General features: G+C 65.5%; 25 protein-coding genes and 1 riboswitch. Of the genes, 11 read left to right on the top strand and 14 right to left on the bottom strand.

Features of this window, described 5'->3' with window-relative positions:
• Positions 1-8: 8 nt before the first annotated feature.
• The 10 genes from proC to ACSE4D_RS03640 form a co-directional block, all read right to left on the bottom strand.
• Complete coding sequence (proC, locus tag ACSE4D_RS03595) at positions 9-845, bottom strand: pyrroline-5-carboxylate reductase (protein ID WP_135537206.1); 837 nt, start codon at positions 843-845, stop codon at positions 9-11.
• Positions 846-929: 84 nt separating this feature from the next.
• On the bottom strand, positions 930-1,913 hold the full coding sequence (locus ACSE4D_RS03600) for a sugar phosphate isomerase/epimerase family protein (RefSeq protein ID WP_240689514.1): 984 nt from the start codon (positions 1,911-1,913) through the stop codon (positions 930-932).
• 105 nt (positions 1,914-2,018) lie between these two features.
• Positions 2,019-3,551: a glycerol kinase GlpK gene (gene glpK, locus ACSE4D_RS03605; protein ID WP_135537207.1), complete on the bottom strand. Its 1,533-nt coding sequence runs from the start codon at positions 3,549-3,551 to the stop codon at positions 2,019-2,021.
• 38 nt (positions 3,552-3,589) lie between these two features.
• Complete coding sequence (locus tag ACSE4D_RS03610) at positions 3,590-4,312, bottom strand: MIP/aquaporin family protein (RefSeq protein WP_135537208.1); 723 nt, start codon at positions 4,310-4,312, stop codon at positions 3,590-3,592.
• Between the two features lie 118 nt (positions 4,313-4,430).
• Positions 4,431-6,149 (bottom strand): glycerol-3-phosphate dehydrogenase/oxidase, encoded by a 1,719-nt coding sequence (locus tag ACSE4D_RS03615; protein WP_425120306.1) that lies wholly within the window; start codon positions 6,147-6,149, stop codon positions 4,431-4,433.
• 158 nt (positions 6,150-6,307) lie between these two features.
• The gene (locus tag ACSE4D_RS03620; RefSeq protein WP_135537210.1) at positions 6,308-7,285 is read right to left on the bottom strand and encodes a Ppx/GppA phosphatase family protein; all 978 of its coding nucleotides are present in this window, start codon (positions 7,283-7,285) and stop codon (positions 6,308-6,310) included.
• Positions 7,286-7,305: 20 nt separating this feature from the next.
• Positions 7,306-8,106 carry an enoyl-CoA hydratase/isomerase family protein gene (locus ACSE4D_RS03625; protein WP_425120305.1) on the bottom strand — a complete coding sequence of 267 codons (801 nt, stop codon included), beginning with the start codon at positions 8,104-8,106 and terminating at the stop codon, positions 7,306-7,308.
• A gap of 25 nt (positions 8,107-8,131) precedes the next feature.
• Positions 8,132-9,253: a bifunctional 2-methylcitrate synthase/citrate synthase gene (locus ACSE4D_RS03630; protein WP_135537212.1), complete on the bottom strand. Its 1,122-nt coding sequence runs from the start codon at positions 9,251-9,253 to the stop codon at positions 8,132-8,134.
• Positions 9,250-10,155 carry a methylisocitrate lyase gene (gene prpB, locus ACSE4D_RS03635; protein ID WP_135537213.1) on the bottom strand — a complete coding sequence of 302 codons (906 nt, stop codon included), beginning with the start codon at positions 10,153-10,155 and terminating at the stop codon, positions 9,250-9,252. Before prpB ends, ACSE4D_RS03630 begins: the two co-directional genes overlap by 4 nt.
• Positions 10,155-11,651 carry an MmgE/PrpD family protein gene (locus ACSE4D_RS03640; RefSeq protein ID WP_436326659.1) on the bottom strand — a complete coding sequence of 499 codons (1,497 nt, stop codon included), beginning with the start codon at positions 11,649-11,651 and terminating at the stop codon, positions 10,155-10,157. The genes prpB and ACSE4D_RS03640 overlap by 1 nt, the downstream gene beginning before the upstream one ends.
• 194 nt (positions 11,652-11,845) lie before the next feature.
• Here ACSE4D_RS03640 and ACSE4D_RS03645 point away from each other — a divergent pair, with 194 nt between their 5' ends.
• The 5 genes from ACSE4D_RS03645 to ACSE4D_RS03665 all read left to right on the top strand — a co-directional run bounded on the left by ACSE4D_RS03645 (position 11,846) and on the right by ACSE4D_RS03665 (position 16,747).
• Positions 11,846-12,385, top strand: coding sequence for a DUF4916 domain-containing protein (locus tag ACSE4D_RS03645; RefSeq protein ID WP_135537215.1), 540 nt, complete (start codon positions 11,846-11,848; stop codon positions 12,383-12,385).
• Positions 12,386-12,521: 136 nt separating this feature from the next.
• On the top strand, positions 12,522-13,481 hold the full coding sequence (locus ACSE4D_RS03650; protein WP_436326660.1) for a universal stress protein: 960 nt from the start codon (positions 12,522-12,524) through the stop codon (positions 13,479-13,481).
• Positions 13,482-13,572: 91 nt separating this feature from the next.
• A riboswitch (TPP riboswitch) is annotated at positions 13,573-13,681 on the top strand.
• Between the two features lie 21 nt (positions 13,682-13,702).
• Entirely contained in the window at positions 13,703-14,332 is a 630-nt protein-coding gene (locus tag ACSE4D_RS03655; RefSeq protein ID WP_436326661.1) for an ECF transporter S component, read from the top strand.
• Entirely contained in the window at positions 14,332-15,909 is a 1,578-nt protein-coding gene (locus tag ACSE4D_RS03660) for an ABC transporter ATP-binding protein (protein ID WP_436326662.1), read from the top strand. The genes ACSE4D_RS03655 and ACSE4D_RS03660 overlap by 1 nt, the downstream gene beginning before the upstream one ends.
• The gene (locus ACSE4D_RS03665; protein ID WP_436326663.1) at positions 15,902-16,747 is read left to right on the top strand and encodes an energy-coupling factor transporter transmembrane component T family protein; all 846 of its coding nucleotides are present in this window, start codon (positions 15,902-15,904) and stop codon (positions 16,745-16,747) included. Before ACSE4D_RS03660 ends, ACSE4D_RS03665 begins: the two co-directional genes overlap by 8 nt.
• Before the next feature lie 17 nt (positions 16,748-16,764).
• Here the strand turns inward: ACSE4D_RS03665 and ACSE4D_RS03670 are convergent, their stop codons facing one another.
• The 4 genes from ACSE4D_RS03670 to ACSE4D_RS03685 all read right to left on the bottom strand — a co-directional run bounded on the left by ACSE4D_RS03670 (position 16,765) and on the right by ACSE4D_RS03685 (position 19,320).
• Positions 16,765-17,328: a hypothetical protein gene (locus ACSE4D_RS03670; protein WP_436326664.1), complete on the bottom strand. Its 564-nt coding sequence runs from the start codon at positions 17,326-17,328 to the stop codon at positions 16,765-16,767.
• 56 nt (positions 17,329-17,384) lie between these two features.
• Positions 17,385-17,705: a putative quinol monooxygenase gene (locus ACSE4D_RS03675; RefSeq protein ID WP_135537219.1), complete on the bottom strand. Its 321-nt coding sequence runs from the start codon at positions 17,703-17,705 to the stop codon at positions 17,385-17,387.
• Positions 17,706-17,793: 88 nt separating this feature from the next.
• Complete coding sequence (locus tag ACSE4D_RS03680) at positions 17,794-18,396, bottom strand: class I SAM-dependent methyltransferase (RefSeq protein ID WP_425120297.1); 603 nt, start codon at positions 18,394-18,396, stop codon at positions 17,794-17,796.
• 48 nt (positions 18,397-18,444) lie between these two features.
• The gene (locus ACSE4D_RS03685) at positions 18,445-19,320 is read right to left on the bottom strand and encodes a LysR family transcriptional regulator (RefSeq protein WP_425120296.1); all 876 of its coding nucleotides are present in this window, start codon (positions 19,318-19,320) and stop codon (positions 18,445-18,447) included.
• 179 nt (positions 19,321-19,499) lie between these two features.
• Between ACSE4D_RS03685 and ACSE4D_RS03690 the strand changes: the two genes are divergently transcribed.
• The 6 genes from ACSE4D_RS03690 to ACSE4D_RS03715 all read left to right on the top strand — a co-directional run bounded on the left by ACSE4D_RS03690 (position 19,500) and on the right by ACSE4D_RS03715 (position 25,657).
• The gene (locus ACSE4D_RS03690; RefSeq protein WP_436326665.1) at positions 19,500-20,702 is read left to right on the top strand and encodes an NAD(P)/FAD-dependent oxidoreductase; all 1,203 of its coding nucleotides are present in this window, start codon (positions 19,500-19,502) and stop codon (positions 20,700-20,702) included.
• Positions 20,703-20,752: 50 nt separating this feature from the next.
• Positions 20,753-22,288, top strand: coding sequence for an L-piperidine-6-carboxylate dehydrogenase (gene amaB, locus ACSE4D_RS03695; protein ID WP_436326666.1), 1,536 nt, complete (start codon positions 20,753-20,755; stop codon positions 22,286-22,288).
• 169 nt (positions 22,289-22,457) lie between these two features.
• The gene (locus ACSE4D_RS03700) at positions 22,458-22,682 is read left to right on the top strand and encodes a PLD nuclease N-terminal domain-containing protein (RefSeq protein WP_135537223.1); all 225 of its coding nucleotides are present in this window, start codon (positions 22,458-22,460) and stop codon (positions 22,680-22,682) included.
• Positions 22,683-22,980: 298 nt separating this feature from the next.
• Positions 22,981-23,748, top strand: a complete 768-nt coding sequence (map, locus tag ACSE4D_RS03705) for a type I methionyl aminopeptidase (RefSeq protein WP_135537224.1) — start codon at positions 22,981-22,983, stop codon at positions 23,746-23,748.
• A 106-nt stretch (positions 23,749-23,854) separates the two neighbouring features.
• A complete protein-coding gene (gene radA / locus ACSE4D_RS03710) occupies positions 23,855-25,207 on the top strand; it encodes a DNA repair protein RadA (protein WP_436326667.1) in 1,353 nt (450 codons plus the stop codon).
• Between the two features lie 57 nt (positions 25,208-25,264).
• Positions 25,265-25,657, top strand: coding sequence for a VOC family protein (locus ACSE4D_RS03715; protein WP_240689518.1), 393 nt, complete (start codon positions 25,265-25,267; stop codon positions 25,655-25,657).
• The last annotated feature ends 63 nt before the right edge of the window (positions 25,658-25,720 follow it).

Raw genomic sequence — 25,720 nt, forward strand, 5'->3', positions numbered from 1 at the left:
GGTTCCGTTCAGCCGTTGATGGTCTCGGAATTCTCCCGTTCCATCTCCAGGGAACGATTCGCTGCCGCCTGCGCGGCCGCCTCGGCGATGTCGAAGATCCCCGCGTCGATGAACTGCTGGAGGCCCGCCAAGGTCGTACCGCCCTTGCTGCTCACGGCTTGCCGCTGAGCGGCCGGGTCGGGCTTCGCGCTCAGCAGCCGCCCGGCGCCGTCGGCGGTGGCGACGACCATCTGGCGGGCGGTGTCCTCGCTCAGCCCCTGCTTGACTCCGGCGGCGATCATCGCCTCGGCGAGGAGGAAGAAGTAAGCGACTCCGGACCCGGAGATGCCGGTCATGGCCGGGATCTGGGATTCGTCGAGGTCGACGACGAGCCCGGCCCCGGACAGCAGAGTCTTGAGTGTATCGACGCTGTCGGCGGGCACCTCGGCGTCGGGGGCGAACGCGATGACGCCGTGGCCGATCGAACTCGGCGTGTTCGGCATGATCCGCACGATGGGATTCTTCGGGGCGAGCTTCGCGAGGTCGGCGGACGAGACTCCGGCGGCCATGGACACGAGCACCGTGTTCGACTCCAGCGCGGGGGCCAGAGCGGCCAGGGTCTCGGCCATCATCCAGGGTTTGACGCCGAGGAGGACGAAATCAGCTTCGGCCGCGGCCTTCCGGTTCGCCTCCGCATCGTCTTCGACCGAAGTCACCGTCGCCGACGGCAGGTCGCGGCTCAGACGCTGTGCTGAGGCGGCCGAGTGAGTCGTCGCGCGAACAGCGATGGTCGCGTCGGCGCTGAGGATTCCCTGGATCAGCGCCGTGCCCATGTTGCCGGTTCCGATGGAGGCGAGAGTGGTCAAAGCGAACCAACCTTTCGTAGTGATTGTCATGCGTCGGTGGGGCGGGTGCGCGGTCGCGGCAGGCGCCGTCGGTGATGATGCGGGTCAGTTCCCGGAGGAGCGAGGGCGTTCCGAGGTGCGGCTGTGGCTGTGTCCGTTGCGCCGCGGGGCATCCTCGTTGAGTCCGAGGTGTTGGCGGGCAAAGGCGATGGACTCGGCGAGCATCTTCTCACGGGTCGACTGCTTGCGCACGAAACGAGTGTTGACCTCGACCACGACGTCACCGGCCCAGTTGTGTTTGGCCAGGTACTGCAGAGTCTCGGCCACGGGCATATTGCCGGCGCCGGGGACGAGGTGCTCGTCTTTGAGGGATCCGGACCCGTCGGTGAGGTGGACGTGGCGGAGTCGGTCGAAGATCTCGGCCACGGTCTCCAGCGCATTCACACCGGCCGTCGAAGCGTGGGAGAAGTCGAAGGTGAGGTCGTCATAGTCTTCGTCCAGCGGGTTCCAGTCGGGATAGTAGACCTGGACTTCGCGCAGGCCCGCCCGCCAGGGATACATGTTCTCCACAGCCAAGCTCACACCGGTCTCGCGGGAGACCTCCCGAACGCCGTCGACGAATCCCAGCGCGTAGTCCCCCTGCCACCTGAACGGCGGGTGGAGGACGACGGTCTCGGCGTTGACTGCCTTGGCAAGGTTCGCGGTGATCCGCAGCTTCTCCCAATGGTCTTTGTGAAGCACGCGCGGCAGGAAGAGCAGCGTCGGTGCGTGCAGGGACATGACCTCGAGTCCCGTCTCGGCGGAGAGTCCGTTGATGAGGTCGACATCTCGGGTCTCGGCATTGTGGGTGACCATGATCTCGACACCGTCGTAGCCGTGCTTCGCCGCTTGTGTGAAAGTCTCCTCGACGGTCATCGGGGACACGGAGGAACTCGACAGGCCGAGCCGGATGGGATGTTCGGAGACGTGATGAGCGTCGTGTTCGTAGACCGCATGGCTGTCGAAGTACTCTCTGTGGCGCCGCGAATTCGAGCGCGCAGAGTTCTTGGTGGTCAGCACCTTCCGTTTGGACTTCGACATTTTACTCATCGCCAACAGTTTAGCGCGGACTTTTCCCCCTCGCCCTCCCCCATTGCTACGTGACGGCGGCCCAGCAACCTCGCGCGAGGTTGCTGGGCCGCCGTCGGGTAGCAATTAGGAGGAGAGGGCGTCGGTGTCCTCGTCGACCCAGCCCTTCGACCGTTCCACGGCCTTGTTCCACAGGCGGTAGACGCGATCGACCTTCTCCTCGTCCATCGACGGGTCCCAGCGTTCGTCCTCACGCCAGTTGGCCTTGACATCCTCCTCGCCGTTCCAGAACTTCACCGCGATTCCGGCCGCATAGGCCGCCCCCAGGGCCGTGGTCTCGACGACCTCGGGACGGATGACGGGCACGCCGAGGAGGTCGGCCTGGAACTGCATGAGCGTCTCGTTGGCGACCATGCCGCCGTCGACCTTGAGCTCGGTGAGCTCGACGCCGGAATCGAGGTTCATCGCGTCGAGGACCTCGCGGGACTGGAACGCCACGGACTCGAGCGAGGCACGCGCAATGTGGTTCTTGTTCACATACCGGGTCAGACCCACGATGGTGCCGCGGGCATCGGACTCCCAATGCGGCGCGAAGAGACCCGAGAACGCCGGCACGATATAGCAGCCGCCGTTGTCCTCGACCTTCTTGGCCAGGGTCTCGACCTCCGGAGCGTCCTTGATCAGACCGAGGTTGTCGCGGATCCACTGCACCAGCGAACCGGTCACCGCCACCGACCCCTCGAGGGCGTAGACGGCATCGGCGTCACCGATCTTGTAGGCCACGGTCGTGAGCAGACCGTTCTTGCTCGCCACCGGCTCGTTGCCGGTGTTGATGAGCATGAAGTTGCCGGTGCCGTAGGTGTTCTTCGCCTGCCCCTTCTCGAAGCAGGCCTGACCGAAGGTCGCCGCCTGCTGATCGCCGAGGATGCCGCAGATCGGGGTGTCGATGATCAGTCCGTTCTTCGCCCCGTAGCCGTAGATCTCCGAGCACGACTTGATCTCCGGCAGCATCTCGACGGGGATGCCCATCTCCCCAGCGATCTCGGCGTTCCAGTCGAGGGTGTCGATGTTCATCAGCATCGTCCGCGAAGCGTTCGTGACGTCGGTGACGTGGAGGCCGCCGTTGACCCCGCCGGTGAGATTCCAGATCACCCACGTGTCCATCGTGCCGAAGAGGAGATCACCGGCCTCGGCGGATTCCTTGACCCCGTCGACGTTGTCGAAGATCCATTTCGCCTTCGGCCCGGCGAAGTACGTGGCCAGCGGCAGACCGACACGGTCCTTGTACTTATCGGCCCCGTCATCGCCGGCGAGCTCATCGCAGATCTTCTGCGTCCGGGTGTCCTGCCACACGATCGCGTTGTAGACGGGCTCACCGGTGTGCTTGTTCCAGATCACGGTGGTCTCACGCTGGTTTGTGATGCCGACGCCCTCGAGCTGATGGCGGTTGATGTTCGCCCGGGTCAGCGCCTGGCCGATGGCTTCGTTCGTGTTCTTGATGATCTCGACCGGGTCGTGTTCGACCCATCCCGCGCGAGGGAAGATCTGCTCGTGTTCGAGCTGACCGGACGAGACGATCTGGCCGTCGTGGTCGAAGACGATCGCCCGTGACGAGGTGGTGCCCTGATCGATGGCGAGGATGAACTTTTCCTGACTCATTCTGACTCCTGTGTCGAGGTGGTTGTCTGTGATCGTACTCAGATGAGGGCTCGGGAGACCACACCTGCAAGGACGGCGCCGACCAGTGGGCCGAAGACCGGCACCCACGAGTATGCCCAGTCCGAGCCGCCCTTGTTCGGGATCGGCAGGAGAGCGTGGACGATGCGGGGCCCGAGGTCGCGAGCAGGGTTGATCGCGTAGCCGGTGGGGCCGCCCAGCGACGCGCCGATCGCGACGACGATGAGCGCCACGGCCAGAGGACCGAGCCTGTCCGGGGTGCCGCCGAAGAGGAGGACGACGATGACGAGCACGAAGGTCGCGATGACCTCGGTGACGAAGTTCCAGGCGTATGAGCGGATCTCCGGGCCGGTCGAGAAGGTGCCGAGGATGTTGCCGGGGTCCTTCTCCTCGTCGTAGTGCTTCTTGTACACCGCCCAGGCGAGGAACGCACCGATCATCGCTCCGATCAGCTCGGCGGCGAGGTAGGCGATGGTGTTGCTCACGGTGACGGGGATCCCGTCCGCGTACTCTGCGGCCCCGCTGAACAGGATGCCGAATGTCACGGCCGGGTTGAGGTGCGCTCCGGTCTTGTAGGCGACATAGACGCCGGCGAAGACGGCAAGTCCCCAACCGAAGGAGATCAGCAGCCAGCCGCCCCCGTTGCCCTTGGTCTTGCCGAGGACGACGTTGGCGACGACGCCGACGCCGAGCAGCATGAGCATCGCCGTGCCAGCGATCTCGTGAAGGAAGATAGTGCCCATATCTCACAAACTCCTATTGTTTGTCTTTCCGGTGGGTGTTCCGGTCGATGGTCGACCCGGGCGATGCTCCGGGGGCGGTCGATATTCGGTTGTCGTCCCGCACGTCGTTGTGAACGACTCAGTGGAGGGTTTCACCGACCAGAGCCGCCGCCGAGGCGTCGTCATCGGTGGACTCGGCCGCGACCTGGGCGTCGACGTGGGCGTTGAATTTCTCGACCTCGGCCGACACCCGGTTGTCGTCCCAGCCGAGCACCGCGCCGACGATGGCGGCGACCGCCTCGGCGGCGTTCTTGCCCCGATCGCGGGTTTCGTAGTTCAGCCGCATGCGGCGTTCGATGATATCGCCGAGGTGGACGGCCCCCTCTGCGGCGGCCGCATAGTAGGCCTCGACGCGCAGATAGCGGTCGGCACCGTCCAGAGGCCGACCGAGTTCGGGGTCCTCGTCGACGAGGTCGAGCAGATTCTCGATGAGGGTGCCGTAGCGACGGATGAGCCGACTGACCCGGTCTTCGTCCCAGCCGTACTTCTCAGCGATCCCGGTCTGACCGCGACGCAGCGCGCCCACGCCCTGGGCACCGAGCAGCGGCACGGATTCGGTCAGTGACCTGCGGTCCTTCGCATCGTCGCCGAGGACGAAGTCGACGGCGTCTTCGGCCATCACCCGGTAGGTGGTGAATTTGCCGCCGGCGATCGCGGCAAGTCCGGGTTCGACTTCCATCACAGTGTGTTCCCGGGAGACCTTCGTCGAGGCCTGCCCTTCCTTGACCACGGGCTGCAGCAGCGGACGCAGACCCGAGTACACTCCGATGACGTCCTCCCGGGTGAGTTTGTCGGCGAGGATCGCATTCGCATGCTCGAGCAGGTACTCGATGTCCTTCGAGGTCGCCACGGGACTGTCGACGTCTTCGGTCCACGGAGTGTCGGTGGTGCCGATGACCCAATAGCCTTCCCAGGGGATGACGAAGAGGACGGATTTCTCCGTCTTCGAGATGATCCCCGTTCCCGGGTCGGCTTTGATCTTGTCCTGGGCCACGGTGATGTGCACACCCTTGGAGGCGAGCACCTTGAGTCCGGCATCGGCCTTCGCCAGGTCCTGCTGCTCCTCGGTCCATACGCCCCCGGCGAGGATAGTGCGACGGGCGTGGATATCGAATTCCTCTCCGGTGACCTCATCCCTGGCATGCACACCAGTGACTTGGTCGCCGTCATGGAGGTAGCCGATGACCGAGACGTGGTTGGCAGCGGCCGCACCGTAGCCGACAGCCGAACGCACGAGCGTCATCACGAACCGCGCATCGTCGACCTTCGCATCGTAGTATTCGAGCGCACCGACGGCGGCATCGTCGGCCAGCCCCGGGAAGTGTGCGCTCAGCGCCTTCTTGGACAGATGCCGATGCATCGGCACGGCTCGTTTGCGGCCCGGTCGGGTGGCCATCGTGTCGTAGAGGAGGACGCCGGAGCCGATGAAGGCACGGTCGATGAGACGGTGCTCGAAGGGGAAGACGAAGGCGACGGGCTCGACGAGGTGAGGAGCGGTGTGCTGCAGCAGCAGGTCACGTTCCCTCAGCGCCTCGGCGACGAGTTTGAAGTCGAGCATCTCGAGATAGCGCAGACCACCGTGCATGAGCTTCGAGGACCGAGATGAGGTGCCGGAGGCCCAGTCCTTCGAATCGACGACTCCGACCTTGAGACCGCGTGTGGCCGCGTCGAAGGCAGAGCCTGCGCCGGTCACACCACCGCCGACGACGAAGACGTCGAGTGGATCGGCCGCCGTTGTGTTCTTGAGGGTCTCGAGGGCCTGTTCGCGGTAGTGCGGGGACAGCTCACCATTTCGCATCGGCAGAAGCGTGCTTTCTATCAGACGTTCGGACACCCACCATTGTCATCCCGGTTCGGGACGATGAGTCGAGCCGGAAGCGGATAGTCAAAAACTAGCAGGCAATTCTGAGGTGCGATACTGACCGGTAGACAACAAGCGACGACGAGGCGGCCGAATCAGTCGAGTGCGGCGACCGCTTCGACGCGCATCGTCGAGGACTGCTCGGCCGAATCCAGCAGGTCGAGTTTGCGCATGATGATGCCTTCGCGCAGTGCCCACGGCGAGATGTTCATGACGCCGATGTCGAAGATCGTGAATGCCGCTTCGGCGACGATCGCACCGGCGAGCACCTGACCGGCACGGGCTTCGGAGACGCCGGGCAGCGTCGCCCGCGCCGCCGGGGTGCGTGTGGCCAGGGTATCGATGATGCCTTCGAGATCGCGACGGAAGAGTTTCCTCGGGGCGTAGATGCCGTCCCCGCTCGGGGCGGCACCGGCGATGCGGGCCAGGGAGCGGAACGTCTTCGAAGAGCCGACGACCTGGTCGGGCACGCCGACCCTGTTGATGTCACCGGCGATGCGTCCGATCTGCGCCCGTGCGTGTTTGCGCAGTTTGTGGATGTCCTCGGCCGAAGGGATGGGGTCCGGCAGGAAATCCGAATAGGTGCGTCCGGCGCCGAGCGGAACCGACACGGCCGCTTGCGGGTATTCGTCCTGACCGACCGCGATCTCCAGAGAGCCGCCGCCGATGTCGAGCAGCAGGATCTTTCCGGCCGACCAACCGAACCAGCGGCGAGTGGCGAGGAAGGTCACGCGGGCTTCGTCCCGGCCCGACATCACATTGAGGGTGACCCCGAGCTGAGCGTTGATCGTTTCGATGAGCGCCACCCCGTTCGGGGCATCGCGGACCGCCGAGGTGGCGAAGGCGAGTATCTGCTCCGCCCCCTGGTCCTCCGCGATCTCGACGGCTTCGGCGATGAACGAGTGCAGACGTTCCTGGCCCTCCGCATCGATCGTTCCGTCGTCGCTGAGGTACTCCGCGAGACGCAGCACCTCCTTGTGCGAGGTGGCAGGCAGGGGCGGTGCTCCGACGTGAGCGTCGACGACGAGGAGGTGGACGCTGTTGGAGCCGATATCGAGGACTGCAAGACGCATTCGCTCAGTTTATCCCGTCTTCAGGCTTCGCCGTCTGTTGCCCACGCGGACTTCGCGAACGCGAAATCCGGCGGTCGTTTGGCGAAGAAGGCCTCCTGCCCGCGCGTGATCTCCTCCCGGTACGCCGAATCCAACCACCGAGGCGGCTCCTCACCTGCAAGCAGATTCCCGTCGAGGATCGCTTTGGCCCCGACCTGGCTGAGCCGGGACAGGCCGACGATCCGCTCCCCCAGTGCCTGCGCCGCAGCCAGGGGAGTCGGCGTCGTGTCATGGAAGAAGCCGAGTTCGGCCATCTTCTCGAACTTCACGATCGACGCTGTGATCAAGAGGTACCTGGCCCAGGAGTCTCCGAGGATCTGCGCCAGACGCTGGGTGGGCCCGGCCGGGTAGACAAGGCCGAGCTTCGCGGCGGTCACACCGAAGATCGACCCGGGGGCGGCGATGCGGATGTCGCAGGCGGCAGCGATCTCGGTGCCTCCGCCCACGCAGTTTCCTTCGATCGCCGCGATCGTCGGAGTCCGCGAATTCGCTACGGCCGCCTCGGCGGAGGAGTTGAGCTCCCAGAAGTCGGCCAGCGGAACATCGAGGTCGGCGATGTCCGAACCGGCGGAGAAATGCCCGCCGGCACCGGTGATGATCAGCGCACCGATCGAGTCATCGGCGTCGACGGAGGCGATGATCTCCGGCAGCGCCCGCCACATCGCACGCGAGATCGCGTTGCGTTTCTTCCTCCGATCGATGACGAGGGTTCCGACCCCACCGGTGACGGTGAAGTCGAAACCCTCGAGATCGACCGGACGGTACAGACCGTCAGGTCCCATAATGCTGTTCTGCCTTTCGGACCTCTCAGCCCCGGTTGTCCGGGACCTCACGCTGGTCCTCACCGTCGTAAGCACTCAGGGGACGGATGAGGGCGTTGTTCGCCTGCTGCTCGAAGATGTGAGCGGTCCATCCGGTGATGCGGGCCATCACGAAGATCGGAGTGAACTGCTCGGTGTCGAAGCCCATCAGGTGGTAGGCCGGGCCCGAAGGGTAGTCGAGGTTGGGGTAGATTCCCTTGCGCTCGACGAAGTCCTCTTCGAAGGCGTTGTACAGATCGAGCAGATCCTTGGCGCCCTTGGCCTCGACCATGTCCTCGAAGGCCTTGCGCATGGTGGGAACGCGCGAATCGCCGTTCTTGTACACGCGGTGGCCGAAGCCCATGATCTTCGCCTTCTTGGCCAGCGCCTCGTCGATCCAGGCCGAAGCCCTGTCGGCGGTGCCGACCTCTTCGAGCATCGCCATGACCGCTTCGTTCGCGCCGCCGTGCAGGGGGCCCTTGAGCGCACCGACGGCACCAGCGACGGCCGAATAGAGGTCGGACGTCGTCGAGGTGATCACGCGGCTGGTGAACGTCGAAGCGTTGAACGAGTGCTCGGCGTAGAGGATCATCGACACGTCGAAGCAGCGCACGACCTCTTCGGTGGGAACCTCGTCGAAGACCATCTTGAAGAAGTTCGCGGCATAGCCGAGATCCCTGCTCGGAGCGACGGGATCGAGACCGTGACGGCGACGGTGGTCGATGGCCACGATCGTCGGCAGCTGCGCGTAGAGGCGCTCGGCCTTGGCCAGGTTCGCCTCTTCGCCCTCGACATCGGCTTCGGGGTCGACGGCGCCGAGGTAGGCCACGGCCGTCTGCACGACGTGCATCGGGTGGCAGTCCTTCGGCAGGTCGAGAATGAGCTGGATGAGCTTGTCGTCGATGGCACGCTGGGCGCGCTCACGCTCTTGGAATTCCTCCAGCTGAGCCTCGGTGGGCAGTTCGCCGTTCCAGATGAGGTAGGCGACGTCCTCGAAGCTGCGCTTGGCGGCGAGCTCCTGGACGGGGTAGCCGCGGTAGGTCAGCGAGTTCGTTTCCTGGACTACTTTCGAAACGGCCGTGGTGTCGACGACGACGCCGGCAAGGCCCTTCTTGATTTCTTCGGTCACTGGTGACCCTCCTGTGAGAAGTTGAATACTGCGGCGTCAAAATCGTTGTACGCAGCGTAGTCGATCGTGTCGTACAGGTCCGCACGGGTCTGCATGCCCTCGAGCAGGTCCACCTGAGTGCCCTTGTCCCGAATGGTCTCCAGGCCCGTCTTGATCGCACCCATGGCGATGCGCAGAGTCGTGACCGGGTAGATCACGAGCTTGACTCCCGCATTCGCCAGCTGCTCTGTTGTGAACAGTTCGCTCTTTCCGAATTCCGTCATGTTCGCCAGGATCGGCACATCGACGGCCGACGCGAAGGTCTCGAACTCGCCGAGGTCGCGCATCGCTTCGGGGAAGATCATGTCCGCTCCCGCATCGACGTAGGCCTTGGCCCGGTCGATGGCGGCGTCGAGACCTTCTCCGGCGCGAGAGTCCGTGCGGGCGCAGATGACGAAGTTCTCATCGCGACGGCCCTTGACCGCCGCTTTGATCCGCTTGGACATCTCGGCCGCGGTCACGACCTCCTTGCCGTCGAGGTGGCCGCAGCGTTTCGGATTGACCTGGTCTTCGAGGTGCATGCCCGAGATCCCTGCGTCCTCGAACTCCTGGACGGTGCGGGCCACGTTCATGGCTTCGCCCCATCCGGTGTCGGCGTCGATGAACGTCGGCAGGTTCGTCACTCGCGCGATGTTGCGTCCGTGGTCGGCCACCTCGGTGAGCGTGGTCAGCCCGATATCGGGCAGACCCATGGCCGCGGAGAATGCACCGCCGGAGATGTAGACGCCTTCGAAACCGGTCTGCTCGATGATCTGAGCGTTGATCGGGTTGATGGCGCCGGGGAACTGGACGATCTTGTCGCCGGCGAGGAGTTCGCGGAACTCAGCGCGACGCTCGGCCGGGGTTGCCTGTGCGCCGAGCATCAGAAGATGCCCTTCGATCCGCTGTGCTCGAGTCCGTCGACGACGAAGCTGAGTTCGCCCACACCCGAGGCATCGAGGTTCTCGAGGTTCTCAGCGAGGTCGAGGAACCGGGCCTGCTCCGCATCGGAGATGACGCCCTCGGCGAGGGTCTTGAACTTCTCGATGTAGTTCGCCCGGGCGAAGGGACGCGCACCGAATGGGTGGGCATCGGCCACGGCGATCTCGTCGGTCAGTGTCGATCCGTCGTCGAACTCGATCTCCACGCGGCCGCCGAAGGCCTTCTCGTTCGGGTCGGTCGAGTGGTAGCGACGGGTCCACTCCGGGTCCTCGGTGGTTTCGATCTTGTGCCACAGCTCGACGGTGTCGGGACGACCGGCGCGCTCGGGAGCGTAGGAGTGCTCGTGGTGCCAGCCCTGGTCCTGCATGGCCACGGCGAAGATGTACATGATCGAGTGGTCGAGGGTCTCGCGGCTGGCCTTGGGATCCATCTTCTGCGGATCGTTCGCGCCGGTGCCGATGACGTAATGGGTGTGGTGCGAGGTGTGGATGACGACGCGCTTGATCTTCGTCAGATCCTCGATCTGTCCGCCGAGCTTGCGCGCAAGGTCGATGAGCGCCTGCGCCTGGTACTCGGCCGAGTGCTCCTTGGTGTAGGTGTCGAGGATCGCACGCTTCGCTTCGCCCTGGCCCGGCAGCGGGACGGTGTAGCGGGCCTCGGGGCCGGAGAGGATCCAGGCGATGAAGCCGTCTTCGCCTTCGTAGATCGGGTTCGGTGCCCCTTCACCGCGCATCGCACGGTCGACGGCCTCGACGGCCATCTTCCCGGCGAAGGCGGGAGCATGAGCCTTCCAGGACGAGATCTCGCCCTTGCGCGACTGACGGGTCGCGGTGGTCACGTGCAGCGCCTGCTGGACGGCCTGGAAGGTGACCTCGGTGGGCAGGCCGAGCAGCGCGCCGATGCCGGCCGCCGCGGAGGGACCGAGGTGGGCGACGTGGTCGATCTTGTGCTCGTGCAGGCACATGCCCTTGACCAGGTCGACCTGGATCTCGTAGCCGGTGGCGATGCCGTTGATGAGGTCCTTGCCGCCGATGCCCTTGTGCTGCGCGACCGCGAGGATTGCCGGGATGTTGTCGCCGGGGTGCGAGTATTCGGCAGCGAGGAACGTGTCGTGGAAGTCGAGTTCACGCACGGCCACACCATTGGCCCAAGCGGCCCATTCCGGAGAGAAGCGGTCGGTCACGGGCAGACCGAAGATGTTGGCACCCGGGTTGAACGGATGAGCCTGCGCCTGCTCACGAGCGTGCGTCGGAGCGGAGCGGCGCACCGAGGCGGCTGCCACGGCGGCGTTGTCGATGATGCGGTTGATGACCATCTCGGTGACGTCTGCGTCGACCGGCGTCGAGTCGGATGCGACTTCGGCGATCTTCCAAGCGAGCTGATCTTCGCGAGCCAGGTTCTCTGAGCTCTTATGAGTGCGGACTTCATGATTGATCATGGATACCCCTTCATAGTCCTTGACCGGAACTGGTCGTCAGGTGCTGACCCCACTGTAGGTCACGGCACTCGGCAGATCTCTGCCGGTCGGAGATTTATCTCGACATCAAGATATTTTACCCGATGTGTGCGCTGGTTCACCAACAGGGTCCGATGCCTCTTCTGCACCGACCCCCGATATGGGACGATTGCCTCATGACCCGCACTGCATTGGACTTCGATGAGAACTGGTTCGACGATGCGGAGTTCGCCCGCCTGCGCAGACGGATCCCCATCCCCTACGTCAACGCGATCCCCGTGCGAGTCGGCGAGGCCGGCAACGTCGAACGCATCGGACTGCTGCTGCGCAGCCTCGAGGACGGAACCCTGGGCCGCGAGGTCGTGGGCGGGCGCATCCGCTTCCACGAATCGATCCGCTCCGCGCTCATGCGGCACGCCGAGAACGACCTCGGCCCGATGGCGCTGCCGGTCATCCCGCCGTCGATCTCCCCGTTCCACATCGCCGAATACTTCCCGACCGAAGGCTCCGGCCTCCTCCACGACCCCCGGCAGCACGCGATCTCGATGTGCTTCGTCCTCGAGGTCCGCGGCGAGTGCACTCCACGAGCCGATGCCCTCAGTCTCGACTGGCTGACCCCCGAGGAGACCCTGCGCCCCGATATCACCAGCGAGCTCTGCCACGGTCAGGATTTCATCCTCAAGGCCGCGCTCACCCATCTGGGCTTCCCGGTCTGAGACTGCGGTTCTCACAGACACCATTTTCTACATTCCGTAGAATAACCTTGGTAGACTGGTGGCGACGCAGACGATACCGCTGGTCGGGGCCGTCGTCGGCGTCTGGGTTGGCCAGGCCCCGAGGGAGAGGTTCGAGATGTCTGCCCAGTCCCCAATGCCCGAGTCCCACACCCCCGAAACACGTCCGGCTGATGCCCGGCCGTCCGAGTCCGGTCTCAACCGGGAATTCGGCGTCCTCGTCGGCTTCGACGGCTCCGAACTCGCCGGTCTCGCGGTCCGCTGCGGCGCGCTGGAAGCCGAACGACGCAAGACCACGTTGACCGTCGTGACCGCATATCCGCTGCCGACGATGATCTACCCGAACATGGCGTCGATTCCCAGCGAGCCCGAGGACGCGATAGCGAAGCAGGATGCGGAGAAGATCCTCGCCGAGGCGGTCGAACTCCTCCGCGATCATCCCGGAGAGAAGAGCTTCCGCACCGTGCCCGGCGATGCGGCCGGCTCGCTCATCGCGCTGAGCACCGATGCCGAGGTCATCATCCTCGGCGCGCGGGGCCGAGGCGGCTTCATGGGCCGCGTCCTCGGCTCGGTGTCCACCGCCGTGCCGGCTCACGCGCACTGTCCGACGATCGTCGTCCCCCACCATGCCGCGAACGCCGAGGCGGACGGACCGGTGGTCGTGGCCGTCGACGGTTCGGACACCGGCCGGGTCGCCATGGTCACCGCGGCCGCCGAAGCCGCCCTGCGCCGAACAGCACTCGAAGTTGTCGCGGTGCTTCCGGCGGGAGAGGAATGGCTCTACTGGTACCCCGAGCTCGAGCTCAGCTCCGAAGTCACGGGACGGCGGCAGAAGCAGATCGCTGCCGGACTGGAGGAAGAGATCGCGCAGCTGTCCGAGCAGTTCCCGGATCTCGAGGTGTCCTCCTCGGTGCCGGTCGGTGACCCCACGCAGACGCTCGTCGAGATCAGCGCCAGAGCGCAGCTGACGGTGATGGGCACGCGCGGACGAGGACGGTTCCGCAGCGTCCTGCTCGGCTCCGTCTCACGCGGAGTCCTCAATCATGCCGAGGGCACGGTGATGGTCGTCCCGAGCTGACAGCAACGGCACCTGACAGCGCAGCGGCACCTGAGGGTCCGCGGACCGGACAGCTCCGTGCCGGAGCCCGCTCTCCCCTGTTGTACAGTGGTGGCTACGACAGGGGAGCGCCGTCAGGGGCGCTGAGAGTGCAGAAGAAGCTGCAGACCCTCGAACCTGATGCGGCTAGGACCGCCGAAGGAAGTCGAGACTCTTCACCCCTCCTTGTATGAGGAGGCACAATGCCGAAAACCACCACACCGAAAACCACCTCCGCCGCGGCGACCGCACACACCAGGGCTCCGAAATCGAAGCAGTGGCGGGTCGTGGACTATGTCACCACCGCCGTGCTCGGCATCGCCGTCGGGCTCGTGTTCTGGGTGTTGGCGCTGAGCTGGAAGGTCATCGAACTCGCCTTCCAGGCCTTCCCGCCCTCGATCGGGCTCATCGCCGGCCTGTGGGTCCTCGCCGGCCCCTTGGCCGCTGCGATCATCCGCAAGCCCGGAGCCGCGCTCCTGTGCGAACTCATCGCCGCCATCGTCGAAGCGGTCCTCGGCTCACACTTCGGAGCCACCGTGCTGCTGTCCGGGTTCGTTCAGGGCCTCGGTGCCGAACTCGTCTTCGCCGCCTTCGGCTACAGGCGGTTCACGCTCTGGATCACCGCGCTGTCAGGGGTCGTGGCCGCGGCGTTCATGGCCGTGAGCGAGAACATCATGTACAACGCCGAATGGCAGTTCGGCTATCAGGCGATCTACGCGGTGTGCGCCATCGTCTCCGGCCTCGTCCTCTCCGGCATCGGCGCCTGGTACGCGTATCGGGCGATCGCAGCCACCGGGGCGCTGAGCTCGTTCGCCTCCGGTCGCCTGCGCTGATGGCACTGCCGATCACGGCACGCGGATACTCGTGGACGCATGCCGATCGCGATACACCGGCTGTCGGGCCCCTCAACATCGACATCGCCGCGGGTGAGAAGGTCCTCCTCCTCGGCCCCTCGGGGGCCGGCAAGTCGACTCTGCTCCATGCCATCGCCGGCGTCCTGCCCGAGGAGTCCGGCGAATCCAGCGGTGAGCTCCTCGTCGGCGGCGAGGCTCCGAATCCTCGCCGAGGCGGCACCGGACTGGTCCTGCAGGACCCCGATTCGCAGGTGATCTTCTCTCGCATCGGCGACGATGTCGCCTTCGGGATGGAGAACCTCGGTCTGCCCGCCGAGACCATCGAAGCTCGGATTCCCTCGTCTCTGCGTGCCATGGGACTCGACCTGCCCGCCGAGCATCCGAGTGCGGCACTGTCCGGCGGGCAGAAGCAGCGTCTGGCTCTGGCCGGCATCCATGCGATGTCGCCGGAGGTCATCGTCCTCGACGAGCCGACGGCCAATATCGATCCGTCTTCCGCGCCCGGCGTCCGTGATGCCGTCCTTGCCGTGCAGGCCGAGACTCAGGCGACCATGCTCGTCGTCGAACACCGCGTGGGGCTGTGGCTCGATCACGTCGATCGGGTGATCGTGCTCGGCCGGCAGGGAATCCTCGCCCAGGGCGCTCCGAGTCGGGTCTTCGATCATCCGAATCTCTCAAGCGTCCTCATCGACTGCGGCATCTGGGTGCCCGAGGACCCCTCACTATCCCGCGATGACCGTACCCGGTCGCTGAGCGGATCCGTCCGGACCGATGGTGAGCCCGAACGGTCACGGGTTCTGTCCGACCGGGCGGACGACCGCCTCGGCGAGGTGCTGCTGCGCACGGAGGAACTCAGCGTTGCGCGACCGCGGATGCGCGCGCCCGCGGTCGCCGGCCTCGATCTGAGTCTGCGCGCCGGGCAGGCGCTCGGCCTCGTCGGCCCGAACGGGGCCGGGAAATCGACGACAGCACTGACCATGGCCGGGCTCATTCCCGAATTCGCCGGTGCGGTCCACGCCGAGGCAGATCTGCGTGACGGACTCAGACGCACCCGCCCCTTCGCCTGGCCTTCTGCTCAGTTGGCCCCGCGCATCGGGATGGTCTTCCAGGAACCCGCGCATCAGTTCCTCGCTTCCAGCGTCGCCGGCGAACTCGAACTCGGTCCGCGACTGGCCGGCTGGTCGAGTGCCGAGATCACGACACGAGTGGATGACCTGCTCGTGTCACTCGGTCTGGCCGAACTCTCGCAGGCGCACCCGCAGAGCCTGTCCGGAGGAGAGAAGCGGCGCCTGTCGGTGGCGGCCATGATGGCACCTCGACCGCGAGTCCTCATCGTCGACGAGCCGACCTTCGGTCAGGATGCGCTGACGTGGGCGGGACTGGTCGAGATGTTCCTCGATGCTCTCGCGCACGGATCTGCGGTCGTGGCGGTCAGTCACGATCAGGCGTTCCTCGAGGCGATCGGGGCCGATCTCCTCGATCTCGGCGACCACGGTGGTGGGGCCACGACTCTGTCCGCCGACGTCCAGGTCAGGGCCGGTGATCGCGGTGAGTGAACGACTCGTGCGGGTGCGCTCCTCCCCCACCGAGGCGGCCGTTCCGGATCCGGGCCAGCTCATTCCCGTCATGCGCAACACCCTCGTGGTTCGGTGCAACCCGCTGACGAAGATCGGGGTGGCGCTCATCCTCATGGTCGGGGCTCTGCTGAGCATCGACCTGGTCTCGGCCGGAGTCGTCTTCGTCTTCTGCCTTCTTGCCCTTCCGGCCACGGGTCTCGACCTGTCGGCGGCGGCGAAGAGACTGTGGTTCCTGCCTGCCGGCGCCCTGCTCGCGGCCTGGGGTACCGCCTTGCTGGCGGAGAAGACCGGACCCGTCGTCGTCGACTTCGGACCGATCCTATTCACCACCGGATCGCTGTCCGCGGCCGCCGCGATCTTCCTCCGGGCTCTGGCCCTGGCGATTCCGCTCATCGTGCTCGCCTCGACGATCGATCCGCGCGACCTGTCCGATGCGCTCATCCAACATCTGCGCCTGCCCGAGGTGGTCGTGGTCTCTGTACTTGCCGCCTCGCGGCTCCTCGGACTCCTGATCAGCGAATGGCAGGTGCTGTCGATGGCGCGGCGAGCCAGGGGTGTGGCCGGAGGTTCGCTGCTGCGGAGGACTCACAGCCTCTTCAGCGGGGTGTTCGTCCTGCTCGTAGTCTCGATTCGTCGCGCCACCACACTGGCGATGGCGATGGAGGGCCGTGCGTTCGGTCGTCCCGGCCGGACGTGGCGCAGGCGCTCACACTTCGGGGTCCGGGATCTCGTGGTCGTGCTCATCAGCCTGGCCGTCTGTGCACTGGCGATCGTCGCCGCGCACCTGCTGGGGACCTGGAATCCGATCATCGGCTGAAGCTGAGCCGAAGCGCTTCAGTCCCGGGCCGACGGGCCTGCGAGCCGGCTGAGGAAGTCCTTGCCGAAGGCCCGCCATTCTTCGAGAGCGTCCGGGCTCGGCAGCTTCGAGGTGGTGAGGACGACGAGAGTCTTGTCGTCGCTCTTCGCCTCGGCGGCGACTTCGACCTTGATCCCGCCGTCGAGGTCCGCTCGCCAGAAGGAGCGCTTCGCGGTCTCGGAGGTGCGGGGTTCTCCCTCGAGGGCCGCTCCGTTGAGAGTGCCGTCGACGAAGGAGGCGAACTTCGCGATGAGGTCGCTGCGCTGACCGGAAATCGTGCGGGAGACAGCCACGTCGAAGGTGCCGTCGGCACGCTGCCCCGGCACCCGCCGACCGATCTCCTGCTCGTAGGCGACGACTGCACCTTGGACCCACCAGCCGTGGTTGTCGACTTGGCCTTCGAACTGCGGATAGAGAGCGTCGGCAAGTTCTCTGTGACTCGCCGACGCTCCCCCGGCCGCCTCGAGGCGAGCGCGGGTGTCCTCCCACTTCTCGCCGAGGGCGTTCTCGATCGCCGGAATGTTCATCCCTCTGGTCGCCATGGCAGAAGTCTAATCTCTGCGGCGCCCAATAGCGACGGTTCAGGCCGGTCCGGCGATCAGTCGATCTTGAGTTCGCCCATCTCGTCCCAGCCTTCGCCGTCGATCTTGCGGGAGATGATCTTCGGGGTCGAGGCCAGGTGCGGGCGCATCGCTTCGAGCCCGGCAGCGAAGTGATCGCTCGTGACATGCGGTTCGGCACCCTCGTCGGTGAATGCTTCGACGAGGACGAACTCGTTCGGGTTCTCCAGGCTCTTCGACCATTCGAAGAAGAGATTGCCCGGTTCGGCCCGGGTCGCCTCGGTGAAGGTGCGCACTGCCTCGGGGAACTTCTCGACGCTTTCGGGCTTCACGTCGTACTTCACAACGATGAAGATCATGGGATTCTCCTTCAGCTCTTTGGTGGATGGTTCGTCTTCAGCCTAGTTCGGTCGACCGCACGAATCGACTGGACGCAGCGAGAACGCCTCACAGTCGTGTGGCGATGAGGACGAGGAAGTCGCTGCCGGCGTCGAAGGGGTGCAGTTCCCAGGTGGAGAACCTCTGATCGACGAACATCCCAGTGGCCCTGAGATCGTCGGCGAAATCATCGAAATCGTAGCCGCGTCCGGCGCCGAACCCGGACACGAAGCGGCCGCCGTGCTTGAGCGTGGACTTGATGTTGCTCAGGGTCTGCCGGCGGGAGGCCGGGTCGAGGAAGGCGAGCACATTGCCGGCGCAGAAGGCCACGTCGATCTCATCGATCCCGGTCCCTGCGAAATCGAAGTCGGCGAGATCGCCGGTGTGCCATTCCCCGCTTGGGTAGTCCTCCTCGGCGACGGAGATGAGGAATTCGTCGAGATCGACGCCGTATACAGTGTGCCCTTCTTCGATGAGCAGACCGCCGGCCCGCCCCGTGCCGCAGCCGGCGTCGAGGATCCGAGCTTCGCGCGGAGCCATCGCGTTGACGAGTCGGGCCTCTCCCCCGATGTCGTGCCCGGCGGCGACCTGTTTGCGCCACATCTCGGCATAGTTCGCCGAATGCTCGGGGTTGACCCTGCGGACCTGGTTCCACTTGTGATCGAAGCTCATGGCCTCATCCTAGGACGATTTCACAGCTCCCGACGTCGAGGTCGGTGCTCACACGAACACTTCGGCGATGACCGCGGCCACGGCGCTGACCGGATCGCTCGGGTCCGGGGAGGTGAGCACGATGATCTCACGCCCTCCCGCCTCGGCGACGGGATGCAGATCGACATCGGGCCCGCTCAGGGACATCATGATCGGCGTCGCCAGGGTCAGGCCCAGCCCGGTCCCTGCGAGTGCAAGGGCGACCGCGGTGTCGGTGACGATGTGCGTCTCCTTCGCATTGATTCCCAGCGCCGAGGTGGCCAGACGCATCGCTCGGCCGAAGAGCTCCTCGGCCGGCGGGAGGATCCAATCCGCCTCGGCCAGTTCCGTCTCCCCCGGTCGAGCCCGGCCGGTGGGCACGACGATGCCGAAGTCCTCTTTCGCCACCGCCTCCCAGCTCAGCCCGCGCATCGGCGGCAGCGGCACCGCCGGATAGTTGATCCCGATCCCCAGATCGATGACTCCGTCGATGACGGCCGCTGACATCGACTCCACATTGATCTCCCGTGCCCGGACCTCGATGTGCGGGTGGCGCTGCGCCAACCGGTGCACGACTTGCGGCAGCGCTGTCATCGATGCGGATCCGAACACGCCGAGGGTGACGATCGCTTCGCTGCGGAAGTCGCGGCCGAGCATCGCCATCTCGGCCTGCTTCTGGGCGGCGAGGATGTTCCGTGCACGCGGCAGCAGGGTGCGCCCGGCCTCGGCGAGGATGAGCCCGCGGCCGCGGCGGACGAACAGTTCGGAGTCGACGACCTTGCGCAGTGCGGCGATGTGCTGGGACACCGCGCCCACGCTGTAGCCGAGGTGGTCGGCTGCGCGCGTCATCGATCCCAGTTCGGCCACCGCGACGAAGGTGCGCAGCTGCCCGAGTGTCCACGTCATGGAGGCATCCTAGCTGTCTTTAGGTTTCCTCAACAGAGTGTTCACAAACTCTCTCTTGTCCTTAACTGTGAGGGCGAGCACAATGGGGGAAAGTCGCAGTCCGCCGACATCGACGTCGGCGTCTTTCGCCTCTGCGGCGGCCAAAGGCGGTCGCCGCGGGGGCAGACAGGGAGGTCACAGTGGAGATCCCGACCGCACCGAACACGGATCCGACCACGCCTGACAGGGTGCCGGCGAGTGTATCGGTGGTCATCATCGGCGCAGGAGTGATGGGCGCGGCCATCGCCTTCCACCTGGCCGAACGAGGCGTCGAAGACGTCGTCATCGTCGAACGCGACGCTCCCGGCTCCGGTTCGACGTCGAAGGCGGCAGGAGGGGCGCGCTGCCAGTTCTCCGACGAAGTGAACATCGCCTTGGCCGCGCACGGCCTCGAGGTGCTGCGGAACTTCGAAACCGATTTCGGAGTCGACATCGACCTCGTGAGCAATGGCTACCTGTTCCTCCTCGACTCCGAGGAGTCCGCGCAGGCCTTCTCCGAGAATGTGGACCTGCAGCAGCGGATGGGACTCGACTCGCGCATGCTCACCGTCGCTGAGGTGGCCGAACTCGCCCCGCACGTGAACACCGAAGGGCTCGTGGCCGGGGCGTTCAACCCCGGTGATGGCCATTGCACCCCCGAGGCGGTCGTGTCCGGGTACATCACCGCCGCTCGCGAACGCGGCGTGCGGGTGCTCAAGGACTGCGAGGTGACCGGATTCGAGGCCTCAGCCGGACCCGACCGTGAGATCACCGCGGTGGTGACGGACCACGGCACCATCGCCTGCACCCAGGCCGTGTGCGCGGCCGGCGCCTGGTCCGGACTCATCGGAGACCTGGCCGGGGTCGACCTTCCGGTGACGCCCCTGCGACGGGAGATCATGGTCTCGGAACCGGTCGACTTCGACACGACCGGGATGCCCTTCACCATCGACTTCACGACCAGCTACTACGTCCACCCGGAAGGTCCCGGTCTGCTCTTCGGCTGCCCCGATGAGGTCGATGACTGGTCGTTCAATGACAAACGGGACCCGAATTGGCTGACCACCCTGGCCGAACACATCGAAGCCCGCACGCCCGCGCTCATCGATGTGGAGGCCAAACGCGGGTGGGCGGGGCTGTACGAGATGACTCCGGACCACAATGCGCTCATCGGTGAGGCCGAAGAGCTGACGGGATTCTTCTACGCCTGCGGGTTCTCCGGCCACGGTTTCCTCATGGGGCCGGCCGTCGGGGAGGTCGTCGCCGACCTCATGACCGGCCGCGCCCCCTTCGTCGACGTGACCCCGATGGACAAACGCCGTTTCATCACCACCGGACTGCGCAAGGAGCTCAACGTGGTCTGAACGCCCCACCCCACATACCTTCCTGCACCACCGTCACCGAAAGGACAGCAATGACCGCACTGCCCACCGACCAGACCATCTCCGACCTTCTCACCGCCGGACTCAGCGCCTGCGGCGTCGACCGATCCGTACTCGAAGGGTCGGTCGCCTCGGCGCATCTGCCCGCCCGCTCCCCCATCACCGGCCAGAGGCTCGGCACCCTCGCCGCCGACACCCCGGAGACGGCGGCAGGGAAGATCGGTGCCGCCGCCGAGGCCTTCGCCTCCTGGCGTGACGTGCCGGCGCCCGTGCGCGGACAGCTCGTCCAGAGGTGGGGCCAGCTGCTGAGTCAGCACAAGGAGGATCTCGCGAAGATCATCACCGTCGAGGCCGGAAAAACCCCCTCGGAGGCAGCCGGCGAGGTGCAGGAGATGATCGACATCTGCGAGTTCGCGCTCGGCCAGTCCCGACAGCTGTGGGGCAAGACCATGCCCAGCGAACGACCCGGACACCGGCTCATGGAGACCTGGCACCCGCTCGGCGTCGTCGGCGTCATCTCCGCGTTCAACTTCCCTGTGGCCGTGTACTCCTGGAACACTGCCCTGGCCCTGGTGGCCGGGGACTCCGTGGTGTGGAAGCCCTCGGAGAATGCCGTGCTCGCGGCCTTGGGCGCACAGTCTCTGCTGGCGCGGGCCGCCGCCGAGGTGGGAGCACCAGAAGGGCTCGTCCCGGTCCTCGTCGGAGGCAGGGACATCGGTGATGCGATGGTGCGCGACGAACGGGTGGCTCTGGTCTCGGCCACGGGATCGGTGCGCATGGGTCGTGAGGTCGGGCCCGTCGTGGCCGAGCGCTTCGGGCGGATCCTGCTCGAACTCGGCGGCAACAATGCCGCCATCGTCGCGCCGAGCGCCGATATCGAACTGGCTCTGCGCGGTGTCGTCTTCGCCGCCGCCGGAACCGCCGGGCAGCGCTGCACGACCCTGCGCCGGCTCATCGTCCACGAATCCATCGCCGATGAGTTCGTCGACAAGATCGTCTCGGCGTATCGGACGCTGAGCATCGGCTCACCGACCGATGACGGTGTGCTCGTCGGCCCCCTCATCAACGCAGGCTCCTTCGATGCCATGCAGGCCGCCCTCGAACAGGCCACGGCCGAAGGCGGCGAGGTGCTCTGCGGCGGAGCACGGGTGCTCGCCGAGGAACGGCCCGATGCCCACTATGTCGAACCGGCGGTGGTGCGGATGCCCGCACAGACAGCGGTGATGGAGTCAGAGACCTTCGCACCGATCCTCTATGTCGTGACCTATTCGGATCTCGACGAGGCGATCGAGATCCACAACGGGGTCCCGCAGGGCCTGTCCTCGGCGATCTTCACCTCCGAACTGGCCGAATCGGAGAGATTCCTCTCTCGGTCGGACTGCGGCATCGCCAATGTCAATATCGGCACTTCGGGTGCGGAGATCGGCGGAGCCTTCGGCGGCGAGAAGGAGACCGGCGGCGGCCGCGAATCCGGCAGCGATTCGTGGAAGGCCTATATGCGACAGGCGACGAATACGATCAACTACTCGGGCGAGCTGCCCCTGGCCCAAGGAGTGGAGTTCCTCTGACGAGCGGGCACTCGGTCCGGCTGACCTCGAACGGGCAGCGGCCCTGTGACGCGCAATCGCCTTCAGGTCACGCGAAACTCGAAAAAGTCGTCGCCAGTGATGACCTTTTCGAGCTTCGCATTGACTGAGCGAACCGGACGCCCACAACAGGACAAGGTTTCCTGATGACGTGAGTGAGAATCCGCTGCTACCAGCTGCCTATGATGTGATCTGGTCCGGCGTCGTCCTGCTGCTCGTCGTTCTGCTCATCTGGGCAATGGTGAGCATCGCCCGATCGGGGCTCGACGCCCGAGTGAGACTCGTCTGGGCGATCATCGTCCTGCTGCTGCCCGTCGTCGGGCCGATCTGCTGGTTCGTCGCGCGACCGCAGAAGGAGAACGGCGGCCTCAGCTGAAGGGCCGTGAGTGCGCATCGCGATCAGCCGCACGAGCCGAAGAGTTAGCGCGTCACTTCTCTCAGGTAACGCGAATCTCGAAAAACGCGTCGCCGGCGACGACTCTTTCGAGATTCGCGTTACCTGACGCCGGTCGCGGCGGGGTGAAGAGTCCGCAGCGCCAGCACGCCCACGGCGGGCCGGGTTCTCTTCCTGCGGCTGTCTCCTTGCCCACAGATGCGCGTGCGGCCGCGACTTCGGGACCGCCGAGGACTAAAATCGACACGAACCCCCTGCGCATCGTTGAAGGAGAACACCCGTGATTGAGCTGAAGACACCCGCCGAGATCGACAAAATGGCGGTCACCGGCCGATTCGTCGCGCAGACATTGGCCGAATTGTCTTCGACCGCGGAGCCCGGCATGAACATCATGCACTTGGAGAAGCGCGCGCGGAAGCTCATCGAGGACGCCGGGGCGGTCTCCTGCTACTGGGACTACGCACCCTCATTCGGTGAGGGCCCCTTCAGGAACGTCATCTGCCTGTCGGTCAACGACGGCGTCCTCCACGGCAAGCCCCACGATTATGTGATGAAGGACGGCGATCTCCTCACCCTCGACTTCGCGGTGTCCATCGACGGCTGGGTCGCCGATGCCGCCCGGTCCGTCGTCGTCGGAAACGGCAGCGAAGAGGACCAGAAGCTCATCGATTCGACGTGGGCCGGCCTCGAAGCCGGCATCGGTGCCGCACAGGCCGGCAACCGCCTCGGCGACATCTCGAAGGCGATCGGCGATGTCGCCGATGCCCAGCGCATCCCCGTCAACCTCGACTTCGGCGGCCACGGACTCGGCCGCACGATGCACGAGGATCCGCACGTGCCCAATCGCGGCAAAGGCGGTCGCGGTCTCGTCCTCAAACCCGGACTGACGCTGGCAATCGAACCGTGGTGGTCCTTCACTTCGAAGAAACTCACCGTGGACAAGGACGGCTGGACCCTGCGCCTTGCCGACGGTTCCCACGGCGCGCATTCGGAGAACACGATCGCCATCACCGAGGATGGTCCACGGGTCCTCACCGCGCTCGACTGACCCGGCCGCCGCACTTCTGTCAACGGGGCGTCCGACGATGAGATCGTCGGGCGCCCCTTCATCGTCCGCAGATTCTCGTGTCATGGTCTCGTGCCAGAATTGCGGTATGTCTTTCACGTGTGCCGAATGCGGCTATTCGACGGTCAAATGGCTCGGACGCTGCCCCGAGTGCCAGGCCTGGGGCACCCTCGAGGAGAGGGGCGCGAAGACTTCGAAGGTGAAGACCAAGGTCAAGAAGTCCAGTGGGGCGAAACCGATCAATCAGATCGACTCGACGCTGGCGCAGGCGAAGGAGACGTATGTCTCCGAGCTCGACCGAGTGCTCGGCGGCGGAATCGTCCCCGGCGCCGTCGTCCTGCTCTCCGGCGAGCCGGGCGTCGGCAAATCGACGCTGCTGCTCGATGTCGCGGCGAAAGCCGCGATGTTCGGTGCCAAAGTCCTCTACGTCACGGGTGAGGAATCGGCCGGCCAGGTCCGGCTCCGGGCCGAGAGGATCAACGCCCTGGCAGACTCGCTCCTGCTTGCCGCGGAGACCGACCTCGGGTCGGTGCTGGGCATGATCGAGGCTGAGGAACCCGAACTGCTCATCGTCGATTCCATCCAGACTCTGGCCTCCTCCGAGGTCGAAGGCGTCCCCGGTGGTGTCACCCAGGTCCGGGAGGTCGCGGCCGCACTCATCCGGGAAGCGAAGGCCCGGTCCCTGCCCACGGTCCTCGTCGGCCACATCACGAAGGACGGCACAATCGCCGGACCCCGGCTCCTCGAACACCTCGTCGATGTCGTATGCACCTTCGAGGGAGAGAAGCACTCTCGCCTGCGTATGCTGCGGGCGGTGAAGAACCGTTTCGGACCCACCGACGACGTGGGCTGCTTCGATATGGCTGAGAACGGCATCCACAGCCTCGAAGACCCCTCGGGACTCTTCCTCTCCCGCAGCGGAAACAACCCGCCGGGCACCTGCCTGACGGTGACCCAGGAGGGCAAGCGCCCCCTGCTCGTCGAAGTGCAGTCGCTGATCACCGAATCCGCCGGCGGCCAGTCACGCCGGTCGGTCTCGGGAGTCGACTCCTCCCGAGTGGCGATGATGCTGGCCGTGCTCAGCCAGAACATCCCCGGCGTCCAATTGGCCAAGAACGACGTCTTCGCCGCCACGGTCGGCGGGGCGAAGCTGTCCGAACCGGCCAGCGACTTGGCCATCTGCCTGTCCCTGGCATCGGCGGTCACGGGCAGACCGCTGGCGAAGAAGTTCGTCGGCATCGGCGAAATCAGTCTGTCCGGGGAGATCCGCAATGTCCCCAACCTCGGACAGCGGCTCAACGAGGCCAGACGTCTGGGCATCACTCATGCCATCGTGGCCAAGGAGGCCATGCGCAATGTGTCGACACCGGACAATATGACGGTCAGGGAATGCGAACACATCGCCGAGGCGGTACAGGTCCTGCTGCTCAACGGCGGATGAGAACCCGGGAAAGAGAAAATTCGGGACTTTCGGACGGTTTTAGAGCATCCTTGAGTAATGACCACTACAGTTTTTCCAGCACTGAGAACCACGGATGCGGCGGCCACGATCGCACTGCTGGTCACGCTCGGGTTCACTGAGCGTCTGATGGTCCGCAATGAGCAGGACCCCGAACTCGTCGACCACGCCGAATACGCACTCGGCGAGACCGGCGGGATCATGATCGGCTCCGTCCGCAATGACGGTTCGGCACTCGACGCCGTCGGCGGCAGCTCGATCTACGTCGTCGTCGACACGGAACGCGAAGTCGATCGTCTCTACCAGGAGATCGTCGATATGGGGCATGCGATCGTCAGACCGGTGGCGACACAGTCCTACGGCGGTCGGGAATTCGACTTCCGCGACCATGACGGCAATTCCTGGGGTGTGGGCTCCTACCGCGGAGCCTGAGCGACTCACCCCGAGGAGTCACCCCTCACGCTCTGCCGAGTGGGCTCGGCCGGGCGGGCTCAA

Origin of the sequence: Brevibacterium sp. FAM 27836 (genome assembly GCF_051351055.1) — a bacterium.
In the GTDB taxonomy this organism is placed as follows: Bacteria; Actinomycetota; Actinomycetes; order Actinomycetales; family Brevibacteriaceae; genus Brevibacterium.

Bases quoted from the DNA above. Each gene is read 5' to 3' on its own strand.
- ACSE4D_RS03685 (WP_425120296.1), bottom strand. From the start codon at position 19,320: ATGACGTGGACACTCGGGCAGCTGCGCACCTTCGTCGCGGTGGCCGAA.
- ACSE4D_RS03680 (WP_425120297.1), bottom strand. From the start codon at position 18,396: ATGAGCTTCGATCACAAGTGGAACCAGGTCCGCAGGGTCAACCCCGAG.
- ACSE4D_RS03620 (WP_135537210.1), bottom strand. From the start codon at position 7,285: ATGCGTCTTGCAGTCCTCGATATCGGCTCCAACAGCGTCCACCTCCTC.
- ACSE4D_RS03660 (WP_436326662.1), top strand. From the start codon at position 14,332: ATGGCACTGCCGATCACGGCACGCGGATACTCGTGGACGCATGCCGAT.
- ACSE4D_RS03645 (WP_135537215.1), top strand. From the start codon at position 11,846: ATGACCCGCACTGCATTGGACTTCGATGAGAACTGGTTCGACGATGCG.
- ACSE4D_RS03610 (WP_135537208.1), bottom strand. From the start codon at position 4,312: ATGGGCACTATCTTCCTTCACGAGATCGCTGGCACGGCGATGCTCATG.
- ACSE4D_RS03650 (WP_436326660.1), top strand. From the start codon at position 12,522: ATGTCTGCCCAGTCCCCAATGCCCGAGTCCCACACCCCCGAAACACGT.
- ACSE4D_RS03615 (WP_425120306.1), bottom strand. From the start codon at position 6,149: ATGCGAAATGGTGAGCTGTCCCCGCACTACCGCGAACAGGCCCTCGAG.
- ACSE4D_RS03640 (WP_436326659.1), bottom strand. From the start codon at position 11,651: ATGATCAATCATGAAGTCCGCACTCATAAGAGCTCAGAGAACCTGGCT.
- ACSE4D_RS03600 (WP_240689514.1), bottom strand. From the start codon at position 1,913: ATGAGTAAAATGTCGAAGTCCAAACGGAAGGTGCTGACCACCAAGAAC.
- ACSE4D_RS03715 (WP_240689518.1), top strand. From the start codon at position 25,265: ATGACCACTACAGTTTTTCCAGCACTGAGAACCACGGATGCGGCGGCC.
- ACSE4D_RS03670 (WP_436326664.1), bottom strand. From the start codon at position 17,328: ATGGCGACCAGAGGGATGAACATTCCGGCGATCGAGAACGCCCTCGGC.
- prpB (WP_135537213.1), bottom strand. From the start codon at position 10,155: ATGCTCGGCGCACAGGCAACCCCGGCCGAGCGTCGCGCTGAGTTCCGC.
- ACSE4D_RS03675 (WP_135537219.1), bottom strand. From the start codon at position 17,705: ATGATCTTCATCGTTGTGAAGTACGACGTGAAGCCCGAAAGCGTCGAG.
- ACSE4D_RS03655 (WP_436326661.1), top strand. From the start codon at position 13,703: ATGCCGAAAACCACCACACCGAAAACCACCTCCGCCGCGGCGACCGCA.
- ACSE4D_RS03625 (WP_425120305.1), bottom strand. From the start codon at position 8,106: ATGGGACCTGACGGTCTGTACCGTCCGGTCGATCTCGAGGGTTTCGAC.
- amaB (WP_436326666.1), top strand. From the start codon at position 20,753: ATGACCGCACTGCCCACCGACCAGACCATCTCCGACCTTCTCACCGCC.
- radA (WP_436326667.1), top strand. From the start codon at position 23,855: ATGTCTTTCACGTGTGCCGAATGCGGCTATTCGACGGTCAAATGGCTC.
- glpK (WP_135537207.1), bottom strand. From the start codon at position 3,551: ATGAGTCAGGAAAAGTTCATCCTCGCCATCGATCAGGGCACCACCTCG.